This is a genomic window from Angustibacter sp. McL0619 (genome assembly GCF_049994355.1).
Taxonomy (GTDB): Bacteria; Actinomycetota; Actinomycetes; order Actinomycetales; family Angustibacteraceae; genus Angustibacter.
In genome coordinates, this window is sequence record NZ_CP188257.1 from 3127381 (window position 1) to 3140682 (window position 13302).

Genomic DNA, 13302 nt, shown 5'->3' on the forward strand with positions numbered 1-13302 from the left:
CGTGATCAGTGCCGACGAGTCCCGACCTGCCCCGCTGTCCGCCGAAGACGTCGAGTCCGTGGTCGACGCGGCCGTGAGTGCCCTGCGCGGCGCGGCCGACGCCGACTGGCAGGTGCCCGCGCAAGGCCTCGAGTGGACCTGCTGGGAGACAGTCGAGCACGTCAGCGACGACCTGTTCGCCTACGCTGGGCAGCTCGCCCCGCCGGCCCCGCCGCTGGACGGCTACGTGCCGTTCGGCTGCGAAGCCCGCCGTGAGGGCGGTCCGTCGCTGACGGTCTACGTCAAGCCGGAGGACGGGGTCGACGGCCAGCTGATGGTGCTGGCGGCGTCCGGTGGCCTGCTGGCCGCGCAGGTACGGACCCGGTCCCCGCGGGTGCGGGCCGGGCACCCGTACGGCAGCAGTGATCCCGAGGGTTTCGCGGCGATGGGCGTCGTCGAGGTGCTGGTTCATCTGCACGACGTCGCCGGGCCGCTCGGCATCTCGTGGACGCCGGACGACGTCCTGTGCCGTCGAGTGCTGACTCGGCTCTTCCCGGATGCACCGCTGGACACACCGGGCTGGGCGACGCTGCTCTGGGCCACCGGGCGCGGCGAGCTCGACGGCCACGCGCGCCTGGACGACTGGCGCTGGGACTCCACGGTGCGGGCCGGCTAGCTCCGACCGTCAGAGCACCTAGGACGCGACCACAGGGCCGATGCGGTCGCCGACAGGCTCAGGTGGCACGGGGGATGTCGATGCCGACGGGCAGCTCGACCGCCGGCCAGTCAAGCAGCTCGACCGCCGTACGGAACGCGAAGCGGTCTGTCATGCCACCGACGTACGTCACGGCCGCGCCCACGCGTTCGTCGACGTCCAGGGTGGTTGGCAGTCGCGGCGCACCGGGCTGGAAGTCCGCCGGCAGCGCCTGCGGGTTGGCCAGGTAGTGCTCCACCAGCGCACGCAGGATGCGGACGACGGATGCGCTCTGCGCCAACGCTTCTGGGCGGGTGTAGATCCGCTCGTAGTTGAACGTGCGCAGGCCGGCCAGAGCCTGGGCATGGTCCGCGGACATACCGATCACCCCGGTGGCGCTGGTGCACCGGACCAGTTCGCCGACGAAGGCAGCCAGCTGTTCGCGGCGGCTGCGCCCGCACACTGCGGCGACGTCGGCCGGCAGGTCGCCTGGGTCCACGATGCCAGCGTGCACGGCGTCCTCGAGGTCGTGCGCGGTGTAGGCGACCCGGTCGGCCCAGCTGACCACGACGCCCTCCGGGGTCGAGGGGGCGGGGCGCGACCAGGAGTGGTTTCGAACGCCGTCCAGCGTCTGCGCGCAGAGGTTCAGCGGGGCCAGCATCACATCCGCACCCCACACAGCGTGGTCGTACCCGCCTGGCAGGAAAGCGTCGAAGGCGTCCTCGCTGGCGTGCCCGCCGGGGCCGTGACCGCAGTCGTGACCGATCGCGATGGCCTCGGTGAGCGAGACGTTCAGCCCGCAGCCCCGCGCCACCGAGGTGGCGACCTGTGCGACCTCGAGGGCGTGGGTGAGCCTGGTGCGCTGGTGGTCGGCCGGGTAGACGAAGACCTGGGTCTTGCCGGCCAGCCGCCGGAACGCGGCGGAGTGCAGGATGCGGTCGCGATCCCGCTCGAAGCAGGTCCGCTCGACGTCCGGTGCCTCGGCCAGGGCGCGCTCACCAGCGCCGACGGCCCGGGTTGCGCCGGGTTGCAGGAACTGCTCCTCGAGCGCTTCGCGCTCCTCGCGGCCCCTCGGCGCCCGGATTTCCACCGACGGCTCCGCATCGACGTGCGCCTGCACCACCCCGCCCGCCCCGACGTGACCTCCGGACGTCGACGCCCAGGCCCGTGCCCGGTCCGAGGGGCCGTCGACGGGAGTGCTCACGTGAGTGCCCGCTGGACGCGGTAGGCGAGGTAGCCGGCTGCCTCCCGGACCACGTACTTGGCGTCGGCGACCGGACTGGCGACCGACGGGCCCGTGGGCGTCGGCGAGCCGTACGCGGTGATGCCCTGGTCGTCGAGCATCGTCGTGCTGCGCAGCTCGTGCCAGCGGTCGGTGACCACGACCGCCGAACTCCAGCCGTGCTCGGCGAACACGCCGGCCGCGGCCCGCAGGCTCTCGAGGGTGTCGCTGCCCTGCTCGACCGCGATGACGTCGGCGGCTGGGACGCCGTGCTGGATCAGCCACTCTTGACCTGCCTGCGCCTCGGTGAACCGGTCACCGGGCTGCTTCCCGCCGACGGTGACCAGCCGCTTGGCGGTTCCTGACTGGTAGAGGGCCAGCGCGTGCTGGAGGCGGGCGAGCAGGTACGGGCCGGGTCGCCCGTCGAACTGCGCGGCACCGAGCACGACCACGGTGTCCGCAGCGCGGGCGTCGTCCGTGCGGCCGTGCTGGACCACCATCGCCGCGCACGCCATGAACATCAGCACCCCGACGACCAGGAGCACACCGAACAGGCGGAGCACCAGGCGCAGCGGCCAGCGACGTCGGCGGGCGGGCCGGCCGGGCGAGGGCGTGGGTCGCGACGTGGTGGCCGCAGCCCCGCTACCCACCGCTCACCGACAGCTCTGCCTCGCGGATCATCCGGGCCGACTCGCCCTCGAGCTCTCGGCTGGACAACCAGCCCTCGGGCAACGCGACCCGCTTCTGCGGGGTGCCGGCCCGGCCACGCTGGCCCTCAGCGGCCGCGCCGGGCCACGGCTGGCTGAGGTCGAGCTGGGCTATCAGCTCATCGAGCCTGGCCATTGAGTCGACCAGCGCGAGCTGCGCGCGAACCTGTGCACCGACCACGAAGCCCTTGAGGTACCAGGCGATGTGCTTGCGGATGTCGCGGCAGGCCTTGAGTTCGCCATCCTGCCCGGCGGCCTCGTAGTGCTCGGCGAGCAGCTCTGTGTGCCGCCGCATCGCATCCGTGACCTGGGCCAGGTCGGGCGTGACCCGGACCTGGCGGCCGGCGAAGGAGGCCGCGAGATCGGCGAAGAGCCAGGGACGCCCGAGGCAGCCGCGACCGACCACCACGCCGTCGCAGCCGGTCTGCCGCACCATCTCGAGCGCGTCGTCCGCGCTCCAGACGTCGCCGTTGCCCAGCACCGGAATCGAGGTCACGGCGGCCTTGAGCTCGCCGATCGCCGTCCAGTCGGCGTGGCCGGAGTAGAACTGCGCCGCGGTCCGACCGTGCAGGCTGATCGCGGCGACCCCCTCCTGCTCTGCGGCGCGGCCGGCGTCCAGGAAGGTCAGGTGGTCGTCGTCCACGCCCTTGCGCATCTTCACCGTCACCGGGACGCCGGCCGGCGAGGCGGCGCGCACGGCAGCCCGGACGATGTCGCGGAACAGCGTGGCCTTCCATGGCAAGGCGCTGCCGCCGCCCTTGCGGGTGACCTTGGGCACGGGGCAGCCGAAGTTCAGGTCGACGTGGTCGGCGCGGTCCTCGTCCACGAGCATCCGGACGGCGGCACCGACGGTCGTCGGGTCGACGCCGTAGAGCTGGACGCTGCGGGGGCTCTCCCCCGGGCCGTGCTGGATCAGCCGCATCGACTCCGGCGAGCGCTCGACCAGCGCGCGGGAGGTGACCATCTCGCTGACGTACAGCCCGGCCCCGACGCCCGGCAGCCCGGCATCGGCGAGCGCCCTGCCTGCGAGCTCGCGGCAGAGCTGGCGGAACGCCGAGTTGGTGATCCCGGCCATCGGCGCGAGCACCACAGGCGTGCCGATCCGGTGCGGCCCGATCGACAGCTCGGGCACGGCAGGTGCCTCAGGCAGGGCGATCGTGGTCATCCGCCCAGTGTCCCAGGCCCGACGCCCTCCCCCAAACCCACACCAAGCCTGGGCCACCTTTGTGTGTCGCGGCGCAACGCCACAGCGAACCTATTGGAGTTACGGCACGCAGTCCCAACGCGCGAGTGCCCGAGTTGTCCACAGATGCGAGCTCGGCGCTTCCACGGAGGTCCCCGCACGGCAGAGTGATCCGGTGCCACGCCGCCGCGATGTCGACCCAGCAGCCATCGACGACCTGCTCCGATCACGCGAACGAGTTGCCACGCACGCCGAGCTGGTGTCAGTGGGGGTGCCACTGAGCACGGTCTGCTCTCGAATCCAACGGGCGGGGGCCTGGCAACGGCTGCTCCCGGGTGTCGTTCTCACCCACAGCGGCGTCCCGTCGCGGCGCGAGCGGATGCTCGGCGCGCTGGCCTACGCCGGGCCTGGATCGGTGCTCACTGGCAGCGCCGCTCTCGGTATCTACGGTCTCGGAGCAGCCCGGGGCGAGAGAGACGTCCACGTCCTTATTCACGAGCCGACCCGGCGGCAGTCACGCCCTGGCGTGCTCATAGAGCGCACCAGGCGGCTTCCCGAACCGGTGTTGCGTGCCAGGCTCCCGCTCGCCCCGCCGCCTCGCGCCTTGATCGACGCCTGCAGGCAGATTGAGCGTCTTGACGACGTCCGAGCGATGGTCGCGGACGCCGTCCAGTCACGCCTGTGCTCGGTCAGCGAGGTTCAGGACGCCCTCGACGCGTCAGCCCGCCAGCGCACCGCGCTCGCCCGAGAGGTGGTCGCCGAGGTCGCTGCGGGTGTGCGATCCGCGGCCGAAGCCAGGGTGCGGGCCGTGTTCACCAAGCACCACGTCCTGCAACCCAACTGGAACTGGGGCCTGTACACGGCCGACGGAGCGCATCTGCTGACGCCCGACGGCTGGTGGGATGGCATTGGCTGCGCGTTGCAGATCGACTCGATGACGTGGCACCTCCTGCCGGCGCTGTACAAGCGCACGCAGCAGGTGCAGCGGTTGATGAGCGTGCACGACATTCCGTTCTTGCCGGTGGCGCCTGCGGACGTCTTCGCGGACGAGGTGGGTTTCGTCCGGCAGGTCCGAGCGTTTCTGGCGACGCACGCCGACCACGTCCGCAACCCCGGCCTCGAGGCCCGCCCGCCCCTGAGCGCCCGAGCTCGATAGAGCGACGAGGCGCGAGCTGAGGCGCCCGATATCGCTGCGCTCTCTTGGGACGGCGTGCCGTTGCTCCAATAGGTTCGTAGTGGCGTTGCGCCGCGACGAACCCTGCCACGCCGAAGCTGGGGTTAGAAGCCGGAGTCCTTGGGGAGCTCGATGTCGGGCTTGGCCAGCTCTTCGACGTTGACGTCCTTGAAGGTGATCACCTTGACGTTCTTGACGAACCGCGCCGGGCGGTAGACATCCCACACCCAGGCGTCGTTCATGGTGACCTCGAAGTACACCTCGCCGCCGTCGCTGCGGGCCTGGACGTCGACCGAGTTGGCCAGGTAGAAGCGCCGCTCCGTCTCTACCACGTGCGAGAAAAGCCCGACCACATCGCGGTACTCGCGGTAGAGCGAGAGCTCCATCTCGGTCTCGTAGTTCTCGAGATCCTCTGCGCTCACCAGGCCACCTCCGTCATCAGCCCATCATCGACCACGACGGCGCCGGCCGCTGTCTCGGGCGCGCCGAACCGCCCCTCGAGTGAGTCGTAGGGCGGCAGCCGCCACGATCGGCGGTGGTGCTCGCACGCCCCGAGCTCGGTCAGCGCGGCGAGGTGCTCCGGGGTGGCGTAACCCTTGTTCACGTCCCAGCCGTAGTCGGGGAACGAGGGTGCGAGCGCCGTCATCATCGCGTCCCGCTCGACCTTGGCCAGCACGCTGGCCGCGGCCACCGACGAGCACTTCAGGTCCGCCTTGACCATCGTGCGCACCGGCGGGGTGAACACGGCGTCCTCGGCGAAGGCCAGCAGCCCGTCGGACGTTGGGTCGGTCAGCCAGTCGTGGCTGCCGTCGAGTAGGACCAGGTCCGGGACGGCGGGCAGTGCGGCGAGCGCACGGCGAGCGGCCGCCCGCAGCGCCCCCAGAATGCCGACGGCGTCCACCTCGTCCGGGCCGGCATGACCCACTGCGCTGGCCAGCGCCCAGCGGTGGATCCGCGGGACCAGCGCCTGCCGCGCCGCGGGCGTGAGCAGCTTGGAGTCCCGGACGCCGGACGGTGCCGTCCGCACCGTGGCGTCCACCAGGACGATCCCCACGCTTGCCGGGCCGGCCAGCGCGCCGCGCCCGACCTCGTCGACAGCAGCCAGCAGCAGGCAGCCGTCGCGCAGCAGCGACCGCTCCGTGCGCAGGGACGGCGCGCGCCCGGCGGGGCTCATGAGAGCACCCAGCGGGCGAGGTGGCGCGAGAAGAACGTCATGTCACCTGGAGGTCGCGGTCTGGAGTCGTGAACGACCCCACACTACGTCCTGCGGGCGGCCCAACAGCCCTGGGTCGGGCCGGCCTGGCGGAGGTTTCAACTGCGCCGGCTCACCGCGGGACCACTGGCGAGACCGAGGTCACTGGCCGGCGTCCTCGACCTTCGCGAAGGTCTGCGCGTAGCGGGACAGCCAGGTCGCCCGGTCGAATGGCCAGACCAGCGCCATCGCCCGCCCGGTGACCTTGTCCATCGGGACGAAGCCCTTGTACCGCGAGTCCTCGCTGTGCTGGCGGTTGTCCCCCATGACCCAGAGCTTGTCCGCGGGCACGGTCACGTCGAACGGGTCCTGGGATGGCTGCGAGCCCGGCTTGAGGTAGGGCTCGTCCAGCGGCACGCCGTTGATGCTGAGCCGACCCTTGCTGTCGCAGCACTTGACGTGGTCACCCGGCAGGCCGATCACCCGCTTGATCAGGTGGTTACCCGAGTCGTTGGGCAGCAGCCCCACGAAGGTGAGGGCCTTGCGCACCGGACCGCTGGGCTCTGGCGGCGCCTGCTCCAGCAGCCAGTCGTTCGGGTCGACGAACACCACCACGTCGCCGTGTTTGAGGTCGAACGGGCCTGGAGTCAGCTTGCTCACGATGACCCGATCACCCTGCTTGAGGGTGTCCTCCATCGACTCCGACGGGATGTAGAAGGCCTGCACCAAGAACGTCTTGATGAGCAGCGAAAGGCCGAGCGCGATCACCACCACGATGACCGTCTCGCGCAGCAGCACCATCGGACCGCTGAGCTGGGCGCGCGGCTTGTGTCGCGGCTCGCCCAACGCCTCGCGCCGGGTCTGTGGCTCGCCGTCGTCGTCGGTCAGGCTGCCGGAAGGGCCGTCGGTCACCGCGTCGGTGGGACCCTCACCCGCGCCGTCCGCCGCCCTGTGCGGGGCGCTGTCGCTCTCGCTCACGGCGAGTCCGCCCCGTCGTTCCCGACCCCGCCGAGGTGGTCCAGCGGCCAGAACCGCAGCACGACCTTGCCGATCACCCGGTCGACGGGCACGGTGCCGCCACCTGGATCCCCGAGGTGCGAGCGCGAGTCGGCCGAGTCGCTGCGGTGGTCGCCCATCACCCAGAGCCGGCCGGGCGGCACGACGACGTCGAACGGGCTGTCGCTGGGCGCGTCGCCGGGCATCACGTACGGCTCGTCGATCGCGACCCCGTTCACCGAGACCCGTCCCGCCGCGTCGCAGCAGACCACGCGGTCGCCGGGCAGGCCGATGACGCGCTTGGTGAAGTCCTTCTCCGAGGCCGAGACGCCGAAGAAGGCACCCACCCCGCGGACCGTCTTGGCCACCACGCCGCGCGCCGGCTCGACCTCGCCGGCACCGGCGAACGAGTCGCGCCCGTCGAAGACGATGACGTCCCCCCGCTGTACGTCGCCCAGGCGGTAGGACAGCTTGGACACCAGCACGCGGTCGCCGATGTTCAGCGTGGGCTCCATCGAGCCGGACGGGATGTAGAAGGCCTGCACCAGGAACGTGCGCACCAGGAGCGTGAGGACCAGCGCAGTGGCCGCCAGGACCGGCAGCTCCTGCCACCAGGCACGGTTGCCGCTGTGCAGACGGCCGCCCAGCGGCGTCCTGCGGGACGTCGTACCCGCGATCGCGTCGGCGACGGCAGGCGGCTCAGCGGGGTCGGCAGCGGGGGCGGCCGCTGCGGCCGCGTCGCCTCGGGCAACGTCCATCAGCACGAGCCTATCTCGCCGTTCGGCTCATCGAGCCGGCGGACGGGTAGCGAGCTGGGCAGGGGCCCGGCAGTGTGCCGTCCGGGCTGGGTACGGCGACGCCCGGGCCGCTTGCTGCGAGCCCGGGCGAAGCCGGAGAGGGTTCCCCTCGGATCAACGCGCGACCGGGGTCTCGCGCTTCTCCTTGATCTTGGCGGCCTTGCCGCGCAGGTCGCGCAGGTAGTACAGCTTCGCGCGGCGCACGTCACCGCGGGTGACGACCTCGATCTTCTCGATCACCGGGGAGTGCAGCGGGAACGTGCGCTCGACCCCCACGCCGAAGCTGACCTTGCGGACCGTGAACGTCTCACGCACACCGTCGCCCTGCCGGCGGATGACGGCTCCCTGGAAGACCTGGACGCGCGAGCGGCTGCCCTCGACGACCTTCACGTGCACCTTGAGGGCGTCACCGGGACGGAAGGCGGGGACGTCGTCGCGCAGGCTGGCGGCGTCGAGTGAATCGAGGATGTGCATGGCGTGTCACTTTCTCGCAGGTGCCACGGGTCACCCACGACATCGGTTGTCATTGGTCGCCACCCGATCGGCTTGCGTCACCCCCGTGGCGGGAACGCGGCCGGTACGTGGCGCGAGTGCCTAGTCTGCCACAGCGGGGGGCTCGGGCAGAAATCGAGCCGAGCCCGGATCCGCCTGCTGATCTGCGAGAACGCGCCGGTCCGCGTCGTCCAGGGCGGCGTCGTCGAGGGCGGCGGCCAGGTCCGGGCGGCGGCGAGCCGTCCGCCGTACCCGCTCGTCGCGCCGCCACCGTGCGATCGCGCCGTGGTGGCCGGAAAGCAGGACAGCAGGCACGTCCAGTCCGCGCCAGGACGCCGGCTTGGTGTACACCGGATACTCCAGGAGGCCGTCCTCGTGGCTCTCCTCGACCAGGCTCTGCGCGTTGCCGATCACCCCGGGCAGCAGTCGCGCGACGGCCTCCACTACGGCCAGCACCGCGACCTCGCCGCCGTTGAGCACGTAGTCCCCCAGGCTGACCGGGGTCACCCGCCAGCGCTGCGCCGCATCGTCCAGCACCCGCTCGTCGATTCCCTCGTAGCGGCCGCAGGCAAAGGCCAGCCACGGCTCGGCCGCCAGCTCGCGGGCCAGCTGTTGGGTGAACGGGACGCCGGACGGGCTCGGCACCAGCAGATGCGGGGTCGCGTCCTCGCCGGAGACACCGGCCAGCGCGGTGCGACCGGCGGCCTGCACGTGGTCGAGCGCCTCGCCCCAGGGCTCGGGGCGCATCACCATGCCCGGCCCGCCGCCGTACGGGGTGTCGTCCACGGTGCGGTGCCGGTCGTGAGTGAAGTCACGCAGGTCGTGCACCTGCAGGTCGAGCAGCTCCTGCTCGCGGGCCCTGCCAATCAGGGACAGCCGCAGCGCGTCCAGGTACTCGGGGAAGATCGTGACGACGTCGATGCGCATCAGCGGTCCTCGAGCGCGTTCTCCGGGTCGAACAGGCCGCCCGGCGGGTCCACGACGACGAAACCGCCGGGAACGTCCACCTCCGGGACGAGCGCGCGCACGAACGGGACCAGCACGTGCGGGCCGGCTGGCCGCCGGACGACCAGCAGGTCCTGCGCGCCGCCGGTGTCCAGTCTGGCCACCTCGCCCAGGTCCTCCCCTTGCGGGCTGCGCACCCGAAGCCCGACCAGTTCGTCCTCGTACCAGGCGTCGTCCTCTTCCGCGGCGTCGGTGGAAACCAGCAGCAGGCAGCCGCGCAGCGCCTCAGCGCCGATCCGGTCGTCCACTCCGGCGAAGTACAGCAGCAGCGTGCCGCTGTGCTCGCGGACCTCCGCCAGCTCCAGCGGACCGAGCTCGGCGGGGTCGGTGGCGAACCGCGCACCTGGCCTGAACCGTTGCTCGGGTACGTCGGTGCGCACGTCGACGGTGACCTCGCCGCGCAGGCCGTGGGCCCGGCCGATACGGCCGACGACGCGCTCCATGCTCACACTCCCTGATGTTGCGCGCGCTTGTCGCGCGCAAACGACGACGTCCGAGGAACCTAGCCGTCAGGCCAGGATCCTCGGACGGACGCCGTGCGGTCTAGCGGTCTAGCGCACTCGGTCGGTGTCGACGATGTCGACCCGGATCGAGCGGCCGTTCGCAAGCGCGCTGACCACGGTGCGCAGGGCGCTGGCCGTCCGGCCGGAGCGACCGATCACCCGACCGAGGTCGTCGGGGTGTACGCGGACCTCGAGCATCTCGCCGCGGCGACCGTCGTGGCGACGGACGACGACGTCGTCCGGGTGCTCGACGATGCCGCGGACCAGGTGGTCGAGGGCGTTCTCGAGCACGCTCAGGCCTCGGTGGTGTCGCCGGTCGCGGCCTCGTCGGCCTTGGGCTCCTCGGCCTTGGGCTCCTCGGCCTTGGGCTCCTCGGCCTTGGGCTCCTCGACCTTGGGCTCCTCGACCTTGGGCTCCTCGGCCTTCTTGGCGGCCTTCCTCGCCTTCGGCGTGGTGGCGCCTTCCTTCGGCTCGTCCGCGGTGGCCTTGGTGGCCGCGTTGAACAGGTCCTCGCGCGAGGTCTTGGGCTCGGCGACGCGCAGGGTGCCCTCGGCGCCCGGCAGGCCCTTGAACTTCTGCCAGTCACCGGTGATCTTCAGCAGCACGAGCACCTGCTCGGTCGGCTGCGCGCCGACGCCGAGCCAGTACTGCGCACGCTCGGAGTCGATCTCGATGACCGACGGGTCGTGCGTGGGGTGGTACTTGCCGATCTCCTCGATCGAACGACCATCGCGCTTTGTGCGCGAGTCGGCGACGACGACGCGGTAGTACGGGGCCCGGATCTTGCCCAGGCGCTTGAGACGGATCTTGACGGCCACGGGTGTGGTCAACTCCTGAATCTGCAGTGGGTGGCGCGGCAGGCTCCCGGGTGGGGACTCGGGTGCCGTGGCGCTCGGGACACGATGCGAGACGGAGAGAGGGGCCGTCACCACCGGGTACGGCGAACCATTCTGCCAGATGCGGGCCCCGCTCTCGACCACGCGCCGTCCGCCCGCACCGGACCCCGACCCCTTGCTCCGCTCAGACCGGTCCCGAGTGCTCGCGGAGCGGGTTGGGGTGAGCAAAGCGGGCGGGGTGGAGCAAAGGCGGGGGGTCGGGGGGGTTGGGGGGTTGGGGGGTCAGGGGGTCAGGGGGTCAGGGCGCGGACGTCGAGCGCCAGCTTGGCGACGGCGCGCGGGCCGAGCGGTTCGGCGGTGTCCACCCGGAGCACCTGGCCGAGCGACAGCGGCGCCGCGGACAGCCGCCACTCGTCCCAGGACGCCAGCCCCCGCTGCGGCCCGTGCCCAGGTTGCCGCTCACCGGCCGCCCGCGCCTCGAACCGTGCCCGGGCCAGCTCGCCGGCCAGCTCGCACCAGACCTCGACCACGGACGACGGGTCCACCCCGGCCCTGGCCAGGCCGGCCTCGACCAGGTCCCGGTCCTGCGGCGTCCACCGGCTCTGCACCACCGCACCGGTCGGGCACGTCGCGAGCAGCGACCACAGCACCACGCTGGCTCCCGCACCCAGCGCCGAGCGACCTGCACCATAGGCCGCCACCACGTCGGGCGGCAGCCCGTCGGCCACGGCCCCCTTGACCAAGTCCTCGGAGAGCAGCGGCAGCACGAGCTCGGCTGCCAGGTCGGTGGCCAGCGTCGTCTTGCCCGAGCCCGGCAGGCCGTTGACCAGCACGACCCGGCGAGCCCGCCGGTGCGCGGCGTACGGCTCGGCCGGCCAGTCCTCGACCGTCATGGCATACCGCTCGTGGTCCCGCCAGGCGTGCCCGCCCGGACCGTTCAGCCACAGCATCCGCGGCGTCTCCCCCTCGTGCCGGAAGCCCAGCGAGCGCAGCACCCCTGCCGACGGTCCGTTCGCCGGCTGCACGTTCGCCTCGACGCGATGCAGCCCCAGACCCCCGTCGTCCGCCGAGCGGAACGCGATGTCGACGACCAGCGCGAGCCCCTCGCGGAACAGCCCGCGCCCGGCGTACGGGTCGTAGGCGTCGTACCCCATGGACGCCGACTGGAACGTGCCGCGGACCAGGTTGGACACGTTCACCCGGCCGACCAGGCCGTGCGACCCGGCCGGGTCGTTGGCCACGATCATCATGGTGCGCCGGCTCGGCGACTGGTCCGCCAGGTCGAGCTGGACGCGTTCGGGGTCGACCGGGTTCCACCGGCTGATCCGTTGCTGGGAGGCGGCGACGGCGGCCCGGAACGGCTCGACGTCCTGTCGCGCGACGGGGCGCACGTGCACCCGGCGGCCACGGGCGCTCAGCACGTGCGGCCACGCAGGACGACGGCCCTCGGGTGGGCCAGCACGGCCAGGTCGTCGCGGGGGTCGGCCGGGTAGACGATGAGGTCGGCGCTGGCACCTTCGTCCAGGCCGTCACGCCCCAGCCAGGGCCGCGCCGACCAGGTCGCCGCCGACAGCGCGTCCAGCCTGGGCAGCCCGGCCGCGTGCAGCTCGGCGACCTCCTGCGCGGCCAGCCCGTGCGGCAACGAGCCGCCGGCATCGGTGCCGCAGAAGACCGGCACGCCCTCCTCGAAAGCGGACCGCACGGTGTCGTAGCGGCGCGCGTGCAGGTCGCGCATGTGCTTGGCGTACAACGGGAACTTGGCCTCGCCGCCGTCCGCGATCGAGGGGAAGGTCGCGATGTTCACCAGGGTCGGCACGATCGCGATGCCGCCTTCGACGGCCTGCGCGACAGTCTGCGCGGTCAGCCCGCAGGCGTGCTCGATGCAGTCGATGCCCGCCGCGATCAGGTCCGGCAGGCAGTCCTCGCCGAAGCAGTGCGCGGTCACCCGGGCACCCTCCTCGTGCGCTGCGGCCATCGCCTCGACCAGCACGTCGGCCGGCCAGCACGGCGTCAGGTCGCCGGCGTCCCGGTCGATCCAGTCGCCGACCAGCTTGACCCAGCCGTCCCCGGCCTTGGCCTCGTCGCGCACCTGCGCGACCAGCTGGTCCGGCTCGACCTCGTGCGCGTAGTTGCGGATGTAGCGGCGGGTGCGGGCGATGTGCCGGCCGGCCCGGACGATCCGCGGCAGGTCCGGCTCGTCGTCGATCCAGCGGGTGTCGGCCGGGCTGCCGGCGTCCCGGATCAGCAGCGTGCCGGCGTCCCGGTCGGCCAGCGCCTGGGCCCGCGAGGTGGTGTCGTCGACCGCGCCGTGGGCGTCCAGACCGACGTGGCAGTGCGCGTCCACCAGGCCGGGCAGGACCCAGCCGTTGACCCGCACCACGTCCGCGCCGACTGCTGCGGGTGGGTCGAAGGTCAGCTGCCCACCCACCACCCAGGCCTGCGCGCGTTCATCCAGGGGCCCCACCAGGACGGGGCCGGTCAGGTGCAGGACGTCGTCGGCCATGACGGCAACCCTAGTTCGA

The 13302-nt window shown here is 72.1% G+C and carries 16 protein-coding genes; 2 read left to right on the forward strand and 14 right to left on the reverse strand.

From position 1 onward, the window contains the following. Position 1 precedes the first annotated feature (1 nt). A complete protein-coding gene (locus ACPPVT_RS14515; RefSeq protein ID WP_426561414.1) occupies positions 2–655 on the forward strand; it encodes a hypothetical protein in 654 nt (217 codons plus the stop codon). 58 nt (positions 656–713) lie between these two features. On the opposite strand, the gene ACPPVT_RS14520 is transcribed toward ACPPVT_RS14515, so the two are convergent. From ACPPVT_RS14520 to dusB, 3 genes are all read right to left on the reverse strand, one after another. Further along, positions 714–1877 carry an HD domain-containing protein gene (locus tag ACPPVT_RS14520; RefSeq protein WP_426561416.1) on the reverse strand — a complete coding sequence of 388 codons (1164 nt, stop codon included), beginning with the start codon at positions 1875–1877 and terminating at the stop codon, positions 714–716. After that, positions 1874–2458, reverse strand: a complete 585-nt coding sequence (locus ACPPVT_RS14525; protein ID WP_426561418.1) for a YdcF family protein — start codon at positions 2456–2458, stop codon at positions 1874–1876. Before ACPPVT_RS14525 ends, ACPPVT_RS14520 begins: the two co-directional genes overlap by 4 nt. 79 nt (positions 2459–2537) lie before the next feature. Further along, the gene (dusB, locus tag ACPPVT_RS14530; RefSeq protein ID WP_426561420.1) at positions 2538–3767 is read right to left on the reverse strand and encodes a tRNA dihydrouridine synthase DusB; all 1230 of its coding nucleotides are present in this window, start codon (positions 3765–3767) and stop codon (positions 2538–2540) included. 193 nt (positions 3768–3960) lie between these two features. Here dusB and ACPPVT_RS14535 point away from each other — a divergent pair, with 193 nt between their 5' ends. After that, on the forward strand, positions 3961–4941 hold the full coding sequence (locus tag ACPPVT_RS14535) for a hypothetical protein (RefSeq protein WP_426561422.1): 981 nt from the start codon (positions 3961–3963) through the stop codon (positions 4939–4941). A 122-nt stretch (positions 4942–5063) separates the two neighbouring features. On the opposite strand, the gene ACPPVT_RS14540 is transcribed toward ACPPVT_RS14535, so the two are convergent. The 11 genes from ACPPVT_RS14540 to ACPPVT_RS14590 form a co-directional block, all read right to left on the reverse strand. Then, the gene (locus ACPPVT_RS14540; RefSeq protein ID WP_426561423.1) at positions 5064–5381 is read right to left on the reverse strand and encodes a DUF2469 domain-containing protein; all 318 of its coding nucleotides are present in this window, start codon (positions 5379–5381) and stop codon (positions 5064–5066) included. Next, entirely contained in the window at positions 5378–6133 is a 756-nt protein-coding gene (locus ACPPVT_RS14545) for a ribonuclease HII (RefSeq protein WP_426561424.1), read from the reverse strand. Before ACPPVT_RS14545 ends, ACPPVT_RS14540 begins: the two co-directional genes overlap by 4 nt. A gap of 180 nt (positions 6134–6313) precedes the next feature. Further along, the gene (gene lepB / locus ACPPVT_RS14550; RefSeq protein WP_426561426.1) at positions 6314–7129 is read right to left on the reverse strand and encodes a signal peptidase I; all 816 of its coding nucleotides are present in this window, start codon (positions 7127–7129) and stop codon (positions 6314–6316) included. Next, on the reverse strand, positions 7126–7905 hold the full coding sequence (gene lepB / locus ACPPVT_RS14555; RefSeq protein WP_426561428.1) for a signal peptidase I: 780 nt from the start codon (positions 7903–7905) through the stop codon (positions 7126–7128). Before lepB (ACPPVT_RS14555) ends, lepB (ACPPVT_RS14550) begins: the two co-directional genes overlap by 4 nt. A gap of 153 nt (positions 7906–8058) precedes the next feature. Beyond that, a complete protein-coding gene (rplS, locus tag ACPPVT_RS14560) occupies positions 8059–8418 on the reverse strand; it encodes a 50S ribosomal protein L19 (protein WP_426561430.1) in 360 nt (119 codons plus the stop codon). Positions 8419–8538: 120 nt separating this feature from the next. Continuing rightward, entirely contained in the window at positions 8539–9363 is an 825-nt protein-coding gene (gene trmD / locus ACPPVT_RS14565) for a tRNA (guanosine(37)-N1)-methyltransferase TrmD (RefSeq protein ID WP_426561432.1), read from the reverse strand. Beyond that, a complete protein-coding gene (gene rimM / locus ACPPVT_RS14570) occupies positions 9363–9884 on the reverse strand; it encodes a ribosome maturation factor RimM (RefSeq protein ID WP_426561434.1) in 522 nt (173 codons plus the stop codon). The genes trmD and rimM overlap by 1 nt, the downstream gene beginning before the upstream one ends. 108 nt (positions 9885–9992) lie before the next feature. Continuing rightward, the gene (locus ACPPVT_RS14575) at positions 9993–10235 is read right to left on the reverse strand and encodes an RNA-binding protein (RefSeq protein WP_426561436.1); all 243 of its coding nucleotides are present in this window, start codon (positions 10233–10235) and stop codon (positions 9993–9995) included. A 2-nt stretch (positions 10236–10237) separates the two neighbouring features. Continuing rightward, positions 10238–10762 (reverse strand): 30S ribosomal protein S16, encoded by a 525-nt coding sequence (gene rpsP / locus ACPPVT_RS14580; protein ID WP_426567165.1) that lies wholly within the window; start codon positions 10760–10762, stop codon positions 10238–10240. Positions 10763–11070: 308 nt separating this feature from the next. Next, positions 11071–12201 carry a GNAT family N-acetyltransferase gene (locus ACPPVT_RS14585; RefSeq protein ID WP_426561438.1) on the reverse strand — a complete coding sequence of 377 codons (1131 nt, stop codon included), beginning with the start codon at positions 12199–12201 and terminating at the stop codon, positions 11071–11073. Beyond that, positions 12195–13283 (reverse strand): amidohydrolase family protein, encoded by a 1089-nt coding sequence (locus ACPPVT_RS14590; protein ID WP_426561440.1) that lies wholly within the window; start codon positions 13281–13283, stop codon positions 12195–12197. The genes ACPPVT_RS14585 and ACPPVT_RS14590 overlap by 7 nt, the downstream gene beginning before the upstream one ends. Between the last annotated feature and the right edge of the window lie 19 nt (positions 13284–13302).